Origin of the sequence: Streptomyces sp. NPDC090021 (assembly GCF_044748225.1) — a bacterium.
Lineage (GTDB): Bacteria > Actinomycetota > Actinomycetes > Streptomycetales > Streptomycetaceae > Streptomyces.
Genome location: NZ_JBIVFO010000030.1, coordinates 86,539 through 105,409, shown reverse-complemented (window position 1 = coordinate 105,409; position 18,871 = coordinate 86,539). Strand labels below are relative to the sequence as shown.

Annotated in this window: 9 protein-coding genes; 3 read left to right on the top strand and 6 right to left on the bottom strand. The window is 68.5% G+C overall.

All coding sequences use genetic code 11. The annotated features are described in order from the left end of the window. On the top strand, positions 1-744 hold a 744-nt coding region (locus tag ACIPXC_RS23785), incomplete at its 5' end, for a transposase (protein WP_401621630.1). Here the strand turns inward: ACIPXC_RS23785 and ACIPXC_RS23780 are convergent. From ACIPXC_RS23780 to ACIPXC_RS23770, 3 genes are all read right to left on the bottom strand, one after another. Then, positions 725-1,456 carry a hypothetical protein gene (locus ACIPXC_RS23780; RefSeq protein ID WP_401621628.1) on the bottom strand — a complete coding sequence of 244 codons (732 nt, stop codon included), beginning with the start codon at positions 1,454-1,456 and terminating at the stop codon, positions 725-727. The two genes, ACIPXC_RS23785 and ACIPXC_RS23780, sit on opposite strands and share 20 nt — an antisense overlap. Before the next feature lie 524 nt (positions 1,457-1,980). Continuing rightward, positions 1,981-2,415, bottom strand: a complete 435-nt coding sequence (locus ACIPXC_RS23775) for an Imm10 family immunity protein (RefSeq protein WP_401621625.1) — start codon at positions 2,413-2,415, stop codon at positions 1,981-1,983. Continuing rightward, positions 2,382-9,572: a polymorphic toxin-type HINT domain-containing protein gene (locus tag ACIPXC_RS23770; protein ID WP_401621622.1), complete on the bottom strand. Its 7,191-nt coding sequence runs from the start codon at positions 9,570-9,572 to the stop codon at positions 2,382-2,384. The genes ACIPXC_RS23775 and ACIPXC_RS23770 overlap by 34 nt, the downstream gene beginning before the upstream one ends. Positions 9,573-10,521: 949 nt before the next feature. Between ACIPXC_RS23770 and ACIPXC_RS23765 the strand changes: the two genes are divergently transcribed. Further along, the gene (locus ACIPXC_RS23765; protein WP_401621619.1) at positions 10,522-13,524 is read left to right on the top strand and encodes a DNRLRE domain-containing protein; all 3,003 of its coding nucleotides are present in this window, start codon (positions 10,522-10,524) and stop codon (positions 13,522-13,524) included. A 248-nt stretch (positions 13,525-13,772) separates the two neighbouring features. Here the strand turns inward: ACIPXC_RS23765 and ACIPXC_RS23760 are convergent, their stop codons facing one another. The 3 genes from ACIPXC_RS23760 to ACIPXC_RS23750 form a co-directional block, all read right to left on the bottom strand. Further along, entirely contained in the window at positions 13,773-14,789 is a 1,017-nt protein-coding gene (locus tag ACIPXC_RS23760; RefSeq protein WP_401621616.1) for a TolB family protein, read from the bottom strand. An 8-nt stretch (positions 14,790-14,797) separates the two neighbouring features. Continuing rightward, entirely contained in the window at positions 14,798-16,279 is a 1,482-nt protein-coding gene (locus ACIPXC_RS23755) for an MFS transporter (RefSeq protein ID WP_401621645.1), read from the bottom strand. A 121-nt stretch (positions 16,280-16,400) separates the two neighbouring features. Beyond that, positions 16,401-17,318, bottom strand: coding sequence for a glycosyltransferase (locus tag ACIPXC_RS23750; RefSeq protein ID WP_401621613.1), 918 nt, complete (start codon positions 17,316-17,318; stop codon positions 16,401-16,403). 373 nt (positions 17,319-17,691) lie between these two features. Here ACIPXC_RS23750 and ACIPXC_RS23745 point away from each other — a divergent pair, with 373 nt between their 5' ends. Further along, positions 17,692-18,840, top strand: coding sequence for a Gfo/Idh/MocA family protein (locus ACIPXC_RS23745; RefSeq protein WP_401621610.1), 1,149 nt, complete (start codon positions 17,692-17,694; stop codon positions 18,838-18,840). Positions 18,841-18,871: the final 31 nt, after the last annotated feature.

Here is an 18,871-nt window from a genome sequence, read left to right as displayed (position 1 = left end):
GCCCGGCACATCCACAAGAACCGGACCCGCCACCAGGAGGGCTTCCGCGCGCATGCCGCGTTCGAGCCCGAGGCGGGACTGTTCACCGAGGTCGCTCTCACCGCCGGCAGCGGAGCCGACAACCACGAGGCCGCCGTCGCCCAAGACCTCCTCGCCGACGAGGACCAGGACCTGACCGTCCTCGGCGACACCGCCTACGGAACCGGTGAACTCCGCGAAGCCCTCGAAGCCGACGGCCACACCCTCGTGATCAAGCCCCCGCCCCTGCGGCAGGCCATCCCCGGCGGATTCACCACGGACGATTTCCAGGTGGATACCCAGGCCGGGACCGTCACCTGCCCGGCCGGCCACACCAAAGCCCTCGGCCGCCCCCTCGCGGGCGGCAACCGCCAGGCCCAGTTCAATAAACTCTGCCTCGACTGCCCTTTGCGCGAGCGCTGCACCAGGTCCAAGACCGGACGCGTCTTCAGCGTCCATCCCCAGTACGACCTCCTCAAAACCGCCCGGGACCAGGCCGCCACCAGCCAGGAATGGCAGGACGAATACCGTCGCTGGCGACCACCCGTCGAACGCGCCATCGCCTGGCTCGTCGCCAAAGGCAACCGCCGCGTCCCCTACCGAGGCGTCCTCAAGAACAACACCTGGCTCCACAACCGGGCAGCCGCCCTCAACCTCCGCCGCCTCATCAACCTCGGACTCACCCACACCGGCACCACCTGGACCCTCACCCCCACCACCACATAGACCAAAAGGCCGCCCGGCCTACGGCCGGACAGCCCCCCAACAAGATCTTCATCAGCCTTCTAGCGCCCAACTTCCGGACGGCTGCGATGGCCTCGGAGATGAGTGGGGCGGCGCCCCTGGCCGAGCCGGCCGATCCCTTGCGCAGCCGCGTGGCCACGACGATCGGAGCCGCCAGTGGAGTGGATGCGGTGACGATCTGGAAGTGCAGGCCGCGGACCTTGGTGTAGCCGTGCTCGGCGCCCTGCTTCGCAGCCCCGTAGACCTGCTTCACCTTGGAGTCGATGTCCAGGCAGACGATCTCGTCACTGCCGGGAAGGAGATTGCAGTGCGAGGCGAGGTTGGCGGTGAACACCCGGCCGGCGGACTCCAGTTGTCGTACATGGCCCCAGGTGAAGGCGCGCAGGAAGGTGCCCAGCGTGGACGACGCCCGCACTCCGCCGAACGCCGTGGCCATCGCACCGTGCCGCAGCACGTCCATGTCGTCGATGCTGTCCGCACCCGCGAGCATGCCCGCCACCAGCGACATCACCTTCGCGCCCGGAGCCGTCCCGGCCCCGTTCAACGCCCCGGTCAGGCGGACCTTCTCACTGACAAGCGCGGGTAGGCCGCACCGCTCGGCCAACCGCACCGCCGGAGCCAGTCCACCGTGGGCCAGGAGATTCCGGTCGTCGAACGCGGCGAACGCCGCCGCCGAGGTATGGGAGGATTTCACTTCTGAAGTGCCTTGCTGATCGTGCCTGATGTGAGCGTAGAGAACTCTCATCATCGCAGGTCACAAGGCACTTCTTCGTTCCCGGCCCTCACCCCGGACGACGACTGCACGGTGGATCCAGGCTCAGTGTCCACCGCCAGGATGGACGCACCAATATCGCCGCTGCCCTACGCGAAACCGCCCGCGACTGGGACCGGCCCCTGACGGCCCTCGAACTCACCGGATAAACACGGACAGAACCTGGTCACGCAACGGACCCTGCACCCCACCCCTTCAACCTCAGCGTCGGCCACTTCCATCCAAACGCGTGACGCTCCGCCGGACCAAATTCCGGCGGAGCGTCACACATAATTACGGAAGGGCACTCGAGAGGCAAGGGGTACCGAAATTCCGATGTCGAATATCAGTCCTTATATTCGCGAGCGGCCACCAGGGAGTCGGCCAGGCCGACCAAGGCGCGTTCCAAATCTCCCGAAATCCCCAGATAACCCATTGCACCCATTGCGCATTTTTGCCGAATCCCCTCAGAACCCGATGAGCTCTGCGCGGTCTTCCCTGCGCCCCCATTGCAAGATTCCAGGCAGCCCAGAAAAGAATTCTGAAATAGCCAGGGGGGATCCCGCAAGGGAGGCTCTGATTTCCTCTGGGAGACCCAGAAGTGAAGACGCCGCTGGCGAGATGACCAGGTGAATCAGGTTCCCTTCCCTCCGGGCGCGAAGAACTCCCCCGTAGTGAGATTTCCCGCCACTGACAAGGCAGTACGTGTCCATACCCATTGACACGTCTTGATCGTCCGGCTCGTATGTAGTTCGCTGCATCGACAACACGAATCCAGTCCCATCAAGGGATTCCGAGAGGGCCGCCTCGACGACCTCATCGTCGTCGTCCTCTTCATACCCGAAGTATCGGGCAGTAATTTCCAACATCATCTCCTCCTCCGGCCGCCGGTCGCGGTCCAATCTCCAGCACCGACTGGACTCGCCCAAGAGTAGACCACCGTGACGCCGAGTTCCTTCACCATTCGATTCATTGCCCCTTTACAGCGGGGGCATGGCGGAAGCTGCCCAAAGAGCCGAACCGTCTCACCCTTATCAACCGGCACAATTCCAGCGTACGGATCGCCTACTATGGGATTTCGGCCCGCAGAAGCGCCAGACATTCGGCCTACCCGATTCTCCGTGTGCGTGGCCGCCTCGGTGTTGTAGCCCCCACCCAGGGCCTTCTCCGGATCGGAGGCGTTGCCACTGCGCACCGAGTATGACAACCGAACGTTACCGTTCACATCCTCGATAGAAACATCAGCGGTATGCCCGGGAGGGCCGGGGGCGGCACCACCACAGTTATGGACGAGGACCGGCGTGGCACCCGCCAGCACATAGTACGTGTGCAGGTCTGCGACGGTGAGGTTATGGACGGCCGTTTGCTTGGTCGTCCACTTCTTGACCGATGCGACCTGGACGTACGTGCCACTACTCGTGCGGAGCCACTGGCCTGGCTGAAGCTCAGCGGCATCCGTCCACTCTTCGAGGTCGACAACCCAGAACGGGTGCTTGTCTGTGGCCGTGATCAGGTCTGGTGCAGTGTCAGGGTCACGGTCCGTGTCGACCTTGATCTCGACGAGGTCCTTGGAGCCGGTACCAAGAATGGTGGCCGTCACGTCTTTCGCGACTGTTTCACCCGTCTCGGGGTCGGTGGCCAGAACCTGTTCGCCGATTTCGAGCTCTTCGATCGGCTTGCTCGTGCCATCAGCCATGAGGACGAACGTTCCAGTGGCGAAGCTATTGGCAATCGGGCATGAGCCTCCACCGGGGCGGATCTTGCTTGCTGCAGCTCTCAAGGCGCCGCCCGCAGCTTTGAGGACGGGTGCTGCGGCTGCTCCTGCTGCGCCTCCCGCTGCGCCCCAGAGGGCGCCTTCGGCCATGTCGGAGAGGACGCCTAGGGTGCTGTGGTCGGCTTTGTCGTCCATCATGTTCGCCACGGCGGCGCCTGCGGCTCCGGCGAGGGCGCCGCAGCCGGCTGCGAGGGCGAATCCTGCTCCGCCGGTTGCGACGCCTGTGGCGGCTGCTGTGGCCACGCATGCGGTGCCGACTACGATTTCGGTGGTGATCGAGACGATCATCACCTTGTTCTCGTTCCAGAACTTGTTGACGCTCTTGACCGTCTTCTTCAAGTTGCACTTGGAGAAGATGCCGCAGTCTTTACCCTTGTTCTTGGGGCCTCCGCCGTTGCCCTTGGTGCTGCCGTATCCGCGGACGTACCTTTCCGCGGCTTGGACGACGTTCTGCGGGGAGGACTGGAAGCCCGGGTCGTTGTGGCCTGCGAAGTACTTGAGGCCGCTCGGGTCGGCGTTGGAGATCGGGTTGCCGTTGGAGTAGGTGTACCCGTTCATCTGGAGCGGGTCGGTGATGTCGATGACCGGGTCGACGGACATGAACCGACCCGTGGCCGGTTCGTACTCGCGGGCGCCTATGTGGGTCAGGGCCGTGGTGTTGTCGTCGTTTCCGGTTCCGAGGAAGGTTCGGCTGCCGGGCCAGTTGCCTGGCTGGGTGCCGCGGGGGTTTCCGTAGGGGTCGGACTTGCGGCGGGTGACCGTTTGGCCGGTTGCCTGTTCGACGCTGGTGGTCGCGGTGTTGTGGTGGTCGGTGAGTTGGGCGGAGAGGCTGTGGCCGGTGGTCTTGCCGTTGGTGCGGCGGACGGTGGTCGGGGCGCCGGGGCTGTTGTAGTAGCGGACGGCGTCGATGGCCTGGCCGGCCTTGTTGACGGTGATTTCGGCTTCGCCGAGGTAGAGGGTGCGGGAGCTGCCCGTTTCCTCGACGAGGCGGTTGCCGGATGCGTCGTAGAGGTACTGGGTGCCGGTGTTGGCGAAGGTCCACTGCTGGGCTACGGCACCGGCGACGCAGGTGTAGATATCGAGGTCGTTGCCCTCGGCGGGATTGTCGTTGGGGACGGTGACGCAGGCCTTGGCCTTGGTGCTGTAGAGGGTCTTGTCGGCCCGGTGGGTGAACTCCTGGGCGTCGTTGGTGGGGTCGCAGGGCTTCAGGACGGCTTCGCCGCCCTCGGCGGTGAGGCACTTTCCGAGGGCCTGGACGGTGCCGCCGGTCAGGCGCCACTGCTGGGCCTTGGATTCGTTGCAGGTCAGCAGCTGGACGGGGAGGGCGCCTGCCGCGTTGGGGGTGGCGGTGCTGTCGACGTCGAGGCACTTGCCGGCGAGGCCGGTGACGGCGACGGCTCCGATGCCCGGGCTGCTGGCTGAGGTGAGTTTGCTGCGGGTGTCCCAGGTCAGGTTCTGGGTGTCGCCGTCGATGCGGCGGGTCGTGGTGTTTCCGAGGGTGTCGTAGGCGTAGGTCGTGAGCGAGTTGACCGTCGAGCCTGGCTTGGTGGTGGTGGTCTTCGCGGCCTGCGCGAGCGCGTGGGGCTGCTTCTTGTTGCCGCCGCCGATGTCTATGCCGTAGGTGTAGGTCGTCTTCTCGCGGGTGGAGCCGTTGGAGGGGTCCTTGTCCAGGAGCTGGGTTCGGTTGCCGATCGCATCGAACTGGTATTCCTGCCAGTAACCGTCACCATCGGGGCCCGCGGTGGCGTGTGTCGGGTCCAGATCGGTGGGCTCGGTGCAGCTGTCCGTGTTGCCGGTCCAGGCCTTGACCAGCTGGCCCAGGGCGTCGTAGGTGAAGCACTGGCGGTCGGCGGTCGGCGGCATCTGCGCGTCCGCGCCAGGACGGGTGTCGGTGATGGAGGTGGGATTGCCGACGGCGTCGTAGGTGTACGTCGTCGCCGACAGGAGGTTCGGTGCGGTCTCGCGGTGGTTCTCGGTACTGCTGAGCCGGCCGGTGTTCGGGTTGAACGAGTTGGTCGTCCACACCCGGTGCGGGGCGCTACCCGATGCCGTGCGCAGGACCTCGCCGAAGGGGCTGTAGATGGTTTCGGCGGTGTACCAGGCCAGGCCCGACATGGTCTGGGGCATGCCGTCGGCGTTGTACCGGGTGATCAGTTTCTCGGCGGCGAGCCCGCCGGGCGTTGCCGGGAGGGTCGTCGACTGCACCTTGCCCGTGGGGGTGTAGGTGGTGCTGTAGGTGTAGGTGCCGGCAAGCCCCTTGGTTCCGGGGAAGTCTGAGGTGCCGGTGATTTCCGGGATGGTGATCTTCGAACCGGTGGGCCGGTACTCGCTGTCGTAGCCGGTGACCTCGCTGGTGAAGGCGGTGGCGCCTACCCAGCGGATGGAGGCGACCGGCTGACCCTTTGCGTTGGGCAGGGTGTCGTAGGTCCAGGTGGCGACCTTGGGTCCAGCGGCGGACTTGTCGCGCAGCTCGGTCTTGCGGCCGAGGACGTCATAGGTCGTGAACTGCGCCTGGCCGGCGGAGTTCGTGACGGAGGTCTGCTGGTCGAGGTCGTTGTAGGTGAAGGTCGTCCGGCCGGTGTCGGGGTCGTCGGACGCGGTCATGCGGCCGCGTGCGTCGTAGGTGTAGGACCAGGTGTTGGTGGCTGTGTCGGTGACCTTGGTCAGCTTGTTGCGCAGGTCGTAGGTGTAGCTGGTCCTGTTCGACGCGCCGCCGACATTGGTGGTCGTGTAGTGCTCGACCTGCGTGGTACGGCCGAGCGCGTCGGTGGTGGTCTTGACCGCCCGGCTGCCCTTGAGGGGGGTCGTGCCGTCAGCCGACATGCCAGTGCGGGATCTGGTCCATTCGCCGCCGTGCTCGACGGTGCTGGAGTCCTTCGCGTCGCCTGCGTGGAAGGTGGTGGTGCGCACCGTCCGGCCTACGCCGTCGTAGGAGATCTTCGTGGAGTTGGGGACGGCGGTGTCGGACTCCGGGATGAAGATCTTCTTCTCGGGCTTGTTGTCCGCGAGGTAGCTGTTGTTCGTCCGACGGACGGCACCGCTGGCGTTGTAGAGAGTGTCCGTGATCAGACGTCCGCCGCCGAGGGCATCGGTCTGTGTCTGCCGGGGGCGCAGCAGGCCGTCGTAGATCTGGATCGACTGCTTGTAGGTGCCGTCGTCCTGCAGCGTGGCGCTGGTGACGGTGGGCGGTGCGTGCTCCTTGATCTCGTAGGCGAAGGTGTGGGCGGCCTTGTCGGTGCCCGGCTTCTGTGACGGAGTCCAGACGTCCGTGGCCCGGCCGAGGGCGTCGTAGGCGGTCGTGACCTTCCGACCGTTGGCGTCGGTCTCCTCCACCGGCACGCCGCGGCCGGGATCGTTCTTCGTAGTGCTCGTGTGCCCCAGCGCGTTGGTGCTGGTCACGGTGAACGTGGGACCAGTGGGCGGGCTGTACACCGTCGTGATGGCATTGTTCGCCGCGTCGGTGGCCTTGGTGGGGCGGCCGAGCGGGTCGTACTCGGTGCGCGCGGTGGTGATCCAGCCGGGGCCGGCCGCGTCGTTGGTTTCAGCCTGGAAGACGAGTCCCTTGCTGGGGGCGGCACCGAACGCGTTGAGGGCGTCGTAGGAGTTCCGGGTGCTTGAGATCAGCGCCCCGGTGGCCTTCTGGGAGCAGTCACCCGCCGTGGTGCGGACGCCGGCGGCCAGGCCGATCAGGTGCGCGGCGGTGTTGTGAACGTAGTCGGTGCTGGCGCAGGTCTGGTCGCTGAGCTGCTCGCCGCCCGTGCCGTTGGGTGTCGCGACTTCGGACTGGACGGTCTGGACAAGTCCGTAGGACGCGTCGAAGGTGTTGGTCTTGCGGACGGTGCGGGTGGAGCCGTTGCTGAGCCACTGGATCTCGTCCGTGCGCGCGGTACCGGACCGGTACGCGTACAGGGTGGTGTTCTGGGGCCTGGCCCGTTCACCGCTCTTCGCGTGCCAGGGGTAGGTGACGGTGCGTGAGAGGGGGCTGCCGCCCGCCTTCGTGTACGTCGTGGTCTCGGCCGCGATCCCCTGGTACTGGGGTAGGTCCTCGGCGATGTCGGCGCCGTTGGAGTCTTTGACCGTGATCTTGTCGCGGCCGGCGTCGCCGGACATGCCGCGGAAGTACCGGGCACGGCTTTCCGACTGCTGGGTTGCTTCGTACCCCGTGGTGGTGACGCCTCGCGTGGTGACCACCGAGGCGTAGCCGCGCCACTGGCTGTAGGTCCGCATCGTGGGCTTGGAGAACTCGTCGGTGTCCTTGGCCCAGGCGCCGCCGCCTTGGTAGTCGTACTTGGTGGTGACGTCGGGCTGGAGGGCGACGCGGTCCTTTTCGGTGACCTCGGTGACGACGTACTTGTTGAACCAGGCCAGCGGCGGGTTCTCCAGGCTGCTGTCCGGTGACCAGCGGACGGGGAAGCAGCGGCTGGTGTTGGCCTCGGGCTGCGGGCGCGGCTCCGAAACCGAGCAGGGCTCGGAGTAGGAGACGTGGATGTCCCCGCCGGTCTCCGTGGCGATGTTCTCGATGCGCAGGCGGTCGAAGTCCGGCCGGGGGTCCTGTGCTCCGTCCTTGACCCGGTTGGGCATGTCCTTGCTGTTGGGGCGGAAGGAGACCAGAGGCAGCGACTCGCTCAGTTGCGCGCCTCTGTCGTCCAGCTTGGTGCTGAAGCCCGTTCGCCGGACGGAGTCCAGCCACAGCGGCGGGGAGGTGTCCGTGCGCTGCTCGGGAAAGTAGTGGGACAGGCTCCACCTGTCGACGAGGAGGAGGTCCGTGGAACCTTCGGTGCGCTGGGCCTTGGTGGTGACGGCGCTCAGGCGCTTGCGGGTCCAGAACGTCGGTGAGCCGACGTAGCAGGCGCTACCGGCCTTGCAGTGGAGTGTGGAGGGGGTGTCCCACCAGTACTGCTTGTCCCCGTAGTTCTTCGACTCGAACTTGTCCGGGGCGCAGAAGCCCTCCTTGAGGCACCTTTCGTCGACCGTGAACTCGATCTTTGCGGCGGGTGCGGCGGAGAGGTCGGTGTTGCGGAGGCCGTAGCTGATCTGGGTGGGGTAGCCCGCTCGGTGGTAGGTGACCGGTGTCTTGAACTTCTCGTTCTTGGCGTACCGGCCGTCTTCCCTCGCCCAGTCGATGATCATGGCGTTGCCGTGGACGTCCTCGACGTAGTCGAGGTTCCACCGCCAGGCCGTCTGCTTGCTGCAGGAGGAATCGGCGAACGCCTGCTTGTAGCAGGGCTCGCCGGGGTGGTTGCCGTAAACGGGGACGGTCAGGACCGAGTTGGTGCCCGGACGGCTGCCTCCGGATCCGTCGACATCGTGGCGTCCGAAGAAGTAGCGGGTGCCGTCGCGCGTGGTGACGACCCAGTGCTCGCCGCCTCTGGCTCCGTTGGTCTCGCCGGCGTCGGTCTTCAGTTCGACGCGGGAGCCGTCGTCGTTGGCCGGGACCCACTTGCCGGTCTCGGCATCGTGGACGAGCTCTGTGGTGGCGCCGCCGAGTGACATCACGACGTTGTCACCGGCCCAGCACAGGTCGCCCTTCTTCTTGTCCGTGGCGTTGTTGTTGTTCGCGCCGGTGGGGTTGGCCGCGACGTCGTCGGAGCAGGAGCGGTAGCGGCGCTCGACGTAGCCCGGTTCGTAGTCCCAACCGTCACCGATCCAGGAGGCCTGGCTGTTGGCCACGGACGTCTTGCCGTCAACCGCCTGGGACGAATACGAGAAAGCGATCTTGGGTGAGGGCCCGGCCGGGGGCGCCGGCACGGTCAGGGGGTACGTCCAGGAGAATCCGCCGCCGCTGTTCCCTGCAGTCCAGGAACCGGAGGGCGAGAGCGAGCTCGCCTTGTAGCTGCCCGCCATCCCGGAGCCGCCGTCGGAGGCCGCCAGCACCACAGGGCCGCCACCACCGGTGACGGCCATGGTGCGCAGCCCCTGGCCGAAGGAGCTTCCCGGATCCACGGTCGCCTTGACGGTTCCCGTGGAGGGGTCGTTGGTGCTCGGTACGTCCCTGGCGTCGGCGGGTGAACATCCTTCTTGCACCGGCTTTTGCAGGAAGCACGTCGGCAGCTGCCGGAACTTCAGGCGCGACGCCCAGCCCGTGCCGTAGATGTCCTTGAACTTGGCGTAGTCCAGCTGAACGTCGACCGGCGTGACAGCGGTGCCGTCGGCCGGCGGCGTGACCACGATGAGTGCACCGTCGATGTCAGCGGCCTCGCTGGCTTCACGCGAGTCGAGCGTCACCGTCCAGTTGCCCGACGGGTCAGATGATGCCCCGGCGCCCTTGCCGATCTTCACGGGCATGTTGGGGACCTGAACGAGCCCGCTTCCGCTGAGTGGTACGGCTTCGGAGGCTGGAGTGGGTAGCGTCACCGAGTTGGGCTCGTACTTGGGCGGGAGAGCGACCGGCGTTGGCGCCCAGTCGTCCATCTGCGCCGCGGCCACCTGATTGAGTTTGACCTTGAGGTCCTTCTGGAGGCCCGGCAAGGTGACCCCACTACGGTCGCCCGGTGGTGCCGCCCAGGCCTGAGATGGCAAAAGAGTCGCCACCAGCACCACGGACAGCGTGATGCCGGCGCGCCCGGCCAGGCGCGCGCGTGCTGCGCGCGCCTTTCTGTTTCCGGGCAGGCGGAAATTGTTCGCCGAGAACGGCGACATGTAGACCCCCCACGCTCTGCCGCCGCGGCAATGGCACACGACCGGCAGGAAACTGACAATTAGCCAGTTGATTCTCAGCTGCGCTGGTCGAAAAAGCCATGGTTCCGATATTCGGTGTGCCGTTTATCACTTTGCCACCCGTGCACCTATGGGCAATTGACATAAATCACCCTGAAGCCCAGGCCGGCCCCTAGACGGAGTGGTGACGATGTCGGACGGATGGTTCATGCTCGGCACGCGAGTCATCTGCCTGGAGGACAGCCGAGCGGCCGGCATAGGAGCCCCTTCGCTGTCGGCTCGGTGACCGGAGTCATGTGTGAGTACCGAGGGCCGCGTAAGTCTGCCCGAGGGGGGAGAAGGTACAGCTGTGTCTGTCAGTGAATCCGTGGACGAAAGACCGCCAACGGCGACTGAGAAAGCAGGCGCTGACGCGCCAGGCCGTCCGTGGTTCAGACGCCGTCGAGCCCTGGGCGGCCTCGCCGCCCTGTTGGCCGCAGCGGTCGCGATACCCGTCGGCGTCCACGTCACCGGGAATGGAGAGGCGTCTTCCCGACCCGACAAGGACACACCCGTCGCCGCGAACGAGGCCAGGCGGATGGCTCAGGAGACGGGCCAGGAGGTGGAAGCCACCGCGGAACGCAGTGCGAACACCACGACCTTCGCCCGGCCTGACGGCACGTTCCGCGCGCAGATATTCAGCTCTGCCGTGCGCGCCAAGGTCGATGGTGAGTGGAAGCCGATCGACACCACCTTGCAGCGTGTGAAAGACGGGTACGCGGCCAAGGCTGTCAACGGCCGCGTCGTCTTCAGCGCGGGTTCCCAGCAGGCAAACACCGGCGAACGTGCTTCACGCGCCGTGACCCGGGTTTCCCTGCGACAGGACACCCCTGCCGAAGTCTGGACGGACCTGGTCAGGTTGAACACCGATGGTCACGACCTGGTCGTCAGCTGGCCCGGCGCACTTCCCCAGCCCGTCATCGACGGGCCGCGCGCACTCTACGAGAACGTCCGCCCCGGCATCGACCTGCTGATGACCGCACAGGACGGCGGCTACTCGCACCTCCTCGTCGTCAAGGACAAGCAGGCGGCGGCCGATCCCCTCCTTGGGCAGCTGAAGTACCGGCTCGCCTCGCCCGACCTCACCTTCCATCTGGACGCCCAGTCCAGTGCGGTCAGCGCCCGGGACGGTGAGGGCGAGGAGATCGCCGGTTCGCCGACCCCGATGATGTGGGACTCCAGCGGCAAGGTCACCACTACCGACAACGAGCCGGCCTGGAAGCCGACCGACACCGCAAAGCAGCACCCGACCCTCGCGCTGCCCGGCCTCGCCGGCGCCGAAGGCGCACGGCTGAAGCCCGGCACAGCGGCTCTCACCGACAACACCCTGTCCGTCACCCCTGATGCGTCCCTGCTGAACGCCGCGGAGACGGTGTACCCGGTGTTCATCGACCCTTCGTTCAAGGGGCGCAAGCACGCCTGGAGCCTGCTCTACAAGACGGCGGGCAATTCGAGCTTCTACAACGGGCAGAACTACAACGCCAGCGGCACCAACGAAGCCCGCGTCGGCTACGAGTCCACCACCGGCGGCACCTCTCGCTCCATCTTCAACTTCGACTTCGGCAGCCGGCTGCACGGCGTCGGGATCGACTCGGCCGTCGTCCGGGCCCTGCAGACCTACTCGTGGTCCTGCAGCCAGAAGCAGATGGACATCTACTCCACTCCGTACGTCACCTCCTCCAGCACGTGGAACAACACCACGGGCTGGTGGACGTGGAAGGTCGCCACCGAGATGGCGGGCTACGGCTACAACAGCTCCTGCCCCGACAACTGGATCGCACCCGACATCAAGGGCCTCGTCACCCACGCCGCCAAGAGTGGCTGGGGTGCGCTGTCCCTCGGGTTCGCGGCCCCGAACGAGTCGGACTCGTACTACTGGAAGAAGTTCATCGCCAACGGCGAGACCGCCCCGTACATCGAAGTCTTCTACCACACGCCGCCGGACGTCCCGCTCGCGACGAACATGCAGACCTTCCCCGGCGGCCCGTGCCTGACCAGCGGCGCCGGCACCGGTATCGGCAAGACGGACGTGACCTTCCAGGTCAAGGGCGTCGACCGTGACGACCTGCCCCAGCAGCAGAACCTCGCCCAGGTCCAGATCGAGGTGTGGAACGCCGGCACCGGAGCACAGGTCTACAACAAGTGGCTGGACGTCAACAGCGAAGGCGTCGTCACCGCGACCGTCCCCATGGGCAAGTTCGATGACGGCCAGAAGTATTATTGGCTCGCCCGGGCCAAGGACGTTGACAACTGGTATTCGCCCGGCAGCGGACCTCTGGACTCCGGAGGCGGCGGCTGGTGCACTCTCACCGTCAGCCACACCATCCCGCCGAACCCCGCCGTCAGCTCCGCCGCGTTCCCTCCGCACGGTGACAACTACACCGAGTGGAGCGTCCACACGGCCGGCACTCCGGGGCAGAAGATCGCCTTCAAGGCCAACGGGGCGAAGCCCGAGGACATCCGCGAGTACCAGTGGAGCCTGAACCGGCCGCTCTTCGACAAGAAGGCCACCCCGAATGCGGCGGGGGATGCCGAAGCCTCCCTCCAGGTCGACACCGCCGGCCCGAACGTCCTCTACGTCCGCACCGTCAGCAAATTCGGCAACATCTCCAACGCCACCCAGTACAAGTTCCTCGTCCGGCCCCAGCCGGGCCAGGACAAGCCGGGCGACGTCACCGGCGACGGACACCCCGACATCCTCGCCATCAACGGGGACGGGGACCTGCTGATGTACGCCGGCGACCAGATGGGCGACACCGACCACTACATGCTCGGCGCCGTCCAGAACGGTCTGCCCGTCAACGGATACTGGAAGGCCCAGAACGGCGTGCCCGCACTCATCGGACACTCCACCGACTGGTTCCCCGGCGACGGACTGACCGACCTCATCGCCCGCATGCCCGACGGCAAGCTGTACGTCTACCCCGGCCTCGGCAACAGCGCCGGCCAGTTCGACGTCGACCGCCGCATGGAAATTCTGCTACCGGCGAGCGCGCCCAGCCCGGCCACCTTCCGACAGATCGTCGTCAGCGAAGACGTCGACGGCGACGGATTCGCAGACCTGTTCGCCATTGACACTGCGGGCGGATTCTGGATCTTCTCCGGATACACCGGCGGCAGCCTCACCTCATACAAGAAGCTGGCCGACAAGGTCTGGACGCCACGCGACCTCATCGGTGTCCGCGACGTCACCGGCGACAAGGTCCCCGACCTCCTCTTCCGGGACGACGCCAACGCCAGCCGCGGCCTCCTCCTCCGCAAGGGCAAGCCCGGTGCCAACGGCGGCGTCGACCTCGCGTCCATCGCCGCCTCCGCCAACGCCGTCGGTGGCCAGGACTACACCTACGCCACCACCGGCTGGGGACGGAACACCTTCCCCAAAATCCTCGGCACTGCCGACGCCACCGGCGACGGCATCCCCGACATCTGGGCCGTGGACGCGGGCGGTAAGCAGTGGCTCTACCAGGGGCGGGCAGGATCGATCGGCCCAGCCTCCGGTGTCGACGAGGACGGCTGGAACACCTTCCTCACCATCGGCTGACGATCACGTTCGCACAGCACGTGCTGACTCACCGGGCGTCCTGTCAGGGCATGCTCCTGACAGGACGTCGCCGTGTCCAAGCTCCGCCCCCGGGAAACTCACCGGCGCCCGGGTGACGTACGGGGGGCTGGTGCTCGGCGAGGGTGCCCGGGGCAGCCGGCACTACGCCTGGATCCGGGACAGCGCCGCACTCGTCGAGCGGGTACGGGCCTTCGTGGACGGTTCCTGAACCGCCCCTGCCCGGCCCGTCAGCCCAGGCGGGCCGGGGAAGTGGCCGCGGAGGTCAGCAGCCGGGGGGTGCCGGTGCCGTCCGCGGGCACGGTCCACAGGTCCGTGCGGTCGGCGGCGCCGTCGGAGGGCAGGGCGTAGGCCAGCGTGCGGTCGTCGAGCCAGGTGGCCTGATCGTCCACGCTGCGCTTCTCCGCGAGCGGGTGGTCCCGCAACGTCCTCAGGTCCATGACGTGCTCCCGCCACAGCGAGGCACCGGTGCGCACCCGCTTCTTGTACGCGATGCGCGTCTCGTCCGGGGACAGGGACGGACATTCGACGTTCTTGACGAGGGTGGTGACGGAGCGTCGCGAGATCGAGCCCTTGACCAGGTGGGTCTCGCCGGCGGTGGCCAGGGTGGCGTAGAAGGTGTCGTCGTCCTCCGCGAAGGTGACGCCCCAGAAGTTCACGTCCTGGGCACGGTGGTCCCGCCCGTCCATGGTGATCGCGAACTCCTCCAGGTTGGCTTCGAGTTTCCAGGTCCTGGTGTCCAGGATCGCGGTGCGCGTGGAGAAGAACGCGGCGCCGTAGGACTCCCCGGAGACGAACACCGTCCAGGCGGCGAACCGGCCGCTGGGCGAGACGCGGGCCCGGCTGGGCGTGCCGGCCAGGGGGAAGCTGCGTACCTGGCGCAGCTCCGCGTCGACGATGACCGCCTTGTTGTCCTGGGCGAGCGCGCCCGGGGTCGAGCGCAGGCAGACGCCGGTCCCCGCGGCGGCGTGGAAGCGCTGGCAGGTGAGGTCGGAGACGGTTCGGGTGCCGTCGGGCGCGTCGGCCGGCACGGAGGCCAGCGCCCCGCGCTGCGGGCCCTGCCCGCTGCCCAGGAAGGCCAGCGTGTCCTGTCCGGCCGTCAGCGTGACGGCGCCCGCGGTCGTCGCGGGGCCGCCCGTGCGCGGCTGGTCGGCGCGGGAGGCGGCGCGCACCACCAGGGTGGCGCCGACGCCCCCGAGCAGGAGCACCGCCACCGTGAGGACGAGCAGGCGGCGTGAGCGTGTCATCGGGTTCCTCACGGGCGTCGGGCCGGGTCGGGTGCGGAGGGCGCGGGCGGCGCAGGCGACGTGGGCGGCGCAGAGGGCGCGGGCGACGTGGGCGGCGCAGAGGGCGCGGGCGACGTGGGCGGCACGGGCGGCGCGGAGGGCGCGGGCGGCGCGGGCCGTAGGACGAAGCCGGCGACGGCCGCGCAGCAGAGCAGGCCGGCCGCGGCGGCGGCGAGCGCCGGGCCGGTGCCCCAGAGGGTCCACGCCCCGCCGAAGGCCAGCGAGCAGCCGAAGCGGGCCAGCGCCTGGCCGGTGCCGACCAGGGCCAGTCCGGTGCCGCGCAGCGACTCGGGAACGGTGGCGGCGACGGCGGCGGGCAGCACCCCGTCGGTGGCGGCGTAGAACATGCCGTGCAGGGCGAGGACGAGGTAGGGCAGCGCCGGCCAGTCGGGGGCCCGGAGCAGCAGCCCGTAGGCGGCGAGCAGGAGGGCGTGCCCGGCCAGGAAGACGGTGCGGCGCCCGATCCGGTCGGCGAGGGCGCCGACCGGGACCGCCAGCAGCAGGAACACGGCGGCGGTTCCCAGCGGCAGCAGCGGGAACCACTGGTCGTCCATGCCGGTCCGGCGCTGGAGCAGCAGGTAGACGAAGGCGTCGCTGACGGTGGTGAGGCCCAGCAGGACCGCGCAGAGGGCCAGGGCGCGCAGCCGGGGCAGGCGTAGCAGGCCCACCGCGTCGCGCAGCCGTACGGGGTTCGGGCGGGCGGCGGCGGGGCGTGCGCCGGGAGTGGCGGCCGGCCGGGGAGCGGTGTCGCCGACGCCGGAGCCGGAGCCGACGCCGGAGCCGGAGCCGGAGCCGACGCCGGAGCCGACGCCGACGCCGACGCCGGCGGGGACGAACAGCATGAGCACGACGACGCCGAGTGCGGCGACGCAGGCGCTGACCCCGAAGACGGCGTCGTAGCCGTCGACGGCCACGCCGAGGATGAGGAAGGCGGCGAGTGGGCCGAGCAGCGCGCCGGTGGTGTCCATGGCCCGGTGCACGCCGAAGGCCCGGCCCTGTAACTCGTCCGGTGTGGACAGGGAGATCAGCGCGTCGCGCGGGGCGGTGCGCAGTCCCTTGCCGGTGCGTTCCAGGGCGAGGATGACGCTGATCGGGCCCAGGCTGTGGGCGAGCAGCAACAGGGGCTTGCACAGGGCCGACAGGCCGTATCCGATGCCGGCGATCAGCTTGTGGTTGCGGACCCGGTCGGCGAGGTGGCCGCCGGTGAGCTGCACCAGGGCGCTGACCCCGTTGTAGAGGCCGTCGAGGGCCCCGAAGCCGAGCGGGCTGAGACCCAGCCCGGCGATCAGGTAGAGCGGCAGGACGGCGGTGACCATCTCGGAGGAGACGTCGGTGATCAGACTGACCGTGCCCAGGGCGAGGACGGTCGAGGCGACGGCCGGTGCCCTGCCGGATCCCCGGTCCGGCGCGGCCTTCGCGCCCGCGGGCGCGGAGCGGTCCGCGAGGTACATGCTCTGGAGCTCCCCCGTGCAGTCGAACTGAGTCACTCGAACGTGCGAGTCGAACCCGAACCCTAGTCCTTGTACGGGCCAACTGTGGTGCGTACGACGGGATTCGGCCGTACGCACCGTTTCACCCCTGTCGGCTGCTCTCGTCCCGCAGCCAGGTGGAGAAGTCCTGGTCCCGGATGGCCCTGCGGGCGCCCCGGCGGGCGGCGAGCGCGGCCGCCGCGAACACCGCCACCTCGGGTACCAGCGTCGGCCGGGCGCGGAGCAGGGCGCGTAGGTCGGCCGTACCGGTGCGTGCGGACGGCGCGGCCCCTGCCTCTGCCCCAGCCCCTGCCCCAGCCCCAGCCCCAGCCCCAGCCCCTGCCCCAGCCCCACGTTCCCGCGTGGCCTGGAAGCGCTCCAGCTCTACGGAGGAGGTCGCCGCGCGGACCTTGCGGCGGATCAGGTCGGCCCAGGTGCGCGGGGGGCGCACGACGACCCGGGCTGCTTCGACCACGCGCCGCTCCCCCGGCCCGAAGGCGAGGGACGCGGCCAGGTCGTCGGCCATCAGCGGCGGCAGCGCCGCGATCCGCTTGTGCCCCTCCTCGGTGACGGCGATGACGCCCCGGCCGAACAGGCCCTCGCGGACGGCCGGCAGCAGCTGCCACACCCGGTAGTGGGCGCGGACCGGCCAGGCGCAGCCGGTCAGCGGGATGTCCCTGCCGGGGGCGGCGGCGAGCAGGCCCGGGTCCTGGGCGAGCGCGCCCGTGAGGGCCCGTACGTCGGCGGACCCGACGACGACGTCGGCGTCCACGTACAGCCGGGGGAAGCCGCGGGCGTGCTCGTCCCCGACCCGAAGTGCCATGTGTTTGGAGGGGGTCGGGATCTCCACGACGCGTACGCGCTCGCCGCGGGCGCCCGCCACCCGGGCGGTGTCGTCCGTACAGCCGTTGCAGACCACGACGATGTCGGGCCCGGACGACGAGGTGTCGGCCAGGAGCGCGTCGAGGAGCCGGCCGATGACCCGGCCCTCGTTGTGGGCCGGTATCACGATGCTGGTCACCCGGGCAGTATGCACGCTCGAACACCAGCTCCCGGCGATTCCGCCAACTCTGCCCGGGGGTACGCCCGGTGGACTAGATTGAGCGGCGCCGACCGGATTCGGCGCGCTTCGGCACCGCCGGCGCCGATCCGGAACCGGCAAGGGTGGTACGGGTTCGGCGGCTTGTGGGGAACAGGCCGTCCGGCCGGGGGGCGGCATACGCGATTCACGCGGAACATCGGTTGTGGGGGGCCATCACCGTTGAGCAGGGCACGCACGGCACGCGCAGGCGTCCGGCGTGCCCCTCGGCGACGGCTTTCCCCTCCACCGCACGCGTCCCGGCCATTGGGTTGTCGACACGCCGGTCGGCGTGCGCGGAAGAAAGGGGAACGCTGTGAAGGACACCTCGAAGGACGGCGCGCAGAGCGCCGAGCGGACCGGCGGGCAGAGCGCCGAGCGGACCGTCGGGCAGAGTGCCCCCGTCGCCGGCCGGGGGTCCGCGGCGCCCTTAGGCATCGCGGTGGTCGGTGCGGGCTACTGGGGCCCCAATCTCGTCCGCAACTTCCAGTCCAGCTCGCAGTTCAGACTGCGGTGGCTGTGCGACCTGGACATCGAGCGGGCCCGGCAGGCGCTCGGCAGGTACTCCACGGTGCAGCCGACCGCGGACTACGCGGCCGTCCTGGCCGACCCGTCGGTCCACGCGGTCGCCGTGGCCACTCCGGCCGGAACGCACCTGGACGTCGCGCTCGCCGCCCTGCGGGCAGGGAAGCACGTCCTCGTGGAGAAGCCGCTCGCCGCCACGTACGAGGACGGCAAGCGGCTGGTGGCGGAGGCCGAGAAGCGCGGCCTGACCCTGATGTGCGACCACACCTACTGCTACACCCCGGCGGCGCGCCGGATCCGGAAGATGGTCCGCTCCGGTGAAATGGGCGAGATCCACTTCGTCGACTCGGTACGGATCAACCTGGGGCTCGTCCAGAAGGACGTCGACGTCCTGTGGGACCTGGCTCCCCACGACCTGTCCGTCCTCGACTTCATCCTCCCCGACCACGTGCAGCCGGTGGCCGTCGCCGCGACCGGCGCCGATCCGATCGGGGCCGGCCAGTCCTGCGTGGCCTATCTGACCCTCCAGCTGAGCACCGGTGCCATCGCGCACGTGCACGTCAACTGGCTTTCCCCGACGAAGGTGCGCACCACCATGGTCGGCGGGTCCAAGCGCACCCTGGTCTGGGACGACCTCAACCCGACGCAGCGCGTCTCGGTGTTCGACCGGGGCGTGGAGCTGAGCACCCCGCAGGAGATCGGCGCCGACGAGCGTCGCGACATGCTCGTCTCCTACCGGAGCGGCGACATGGTGGCGCCCGCGATCGGCGAGAGGGAAGCGCTGCGCAGCATGGTCGAGGAGTTCGGCGAGGCCATCCGGACGGGGCGGCGGCCGCTGACCGACGGCCGGGCAGGCCTGAAGGTGCTGGACATCCTCGAAGCGGCCTCCCGGAGTCTGGAGTTCCGGGGCGCGGTCGTCGGGCTGCGCACCGGGCTCTGACCGCTCACGGTCCTCATCCGGACCCTTGGCA

Excerpts from the sequence above, each read along its gene's own strand:
- ACIPXC_RS23770 (WP_401621622.1), bottom strand. The coding sequence starts at position 9,572 with ATGCCCGTGAAGATCGGCAAGGGCGCCGGGGCATCATCTGACCCGTCG.
- ACIPXC_RS23765 (WP_401621619.1), top strand. The coding sequence starts at position 10,522 with ATGGCTCAGGAGACGGGCCAGGAGGTGGAAGCCACCGCGGAACGCAGT.
- ACIPXC_RS23760 (WP_401621616.1), bottom strand. The coding sequence starts at position 14,789 with ATGACACGCTCACGCCGCCTGCTCGTCCTCACGGTGGCGGTGCTCCTG.
- ACIPXC_RS23755 (WP_401621645.1), bottom strand. The coding sequence starts at position 16,279 with ATGTACCTCGCGGACCGCTCCGCGCCCGCGGGCGCGAAGGCCGCGCCG.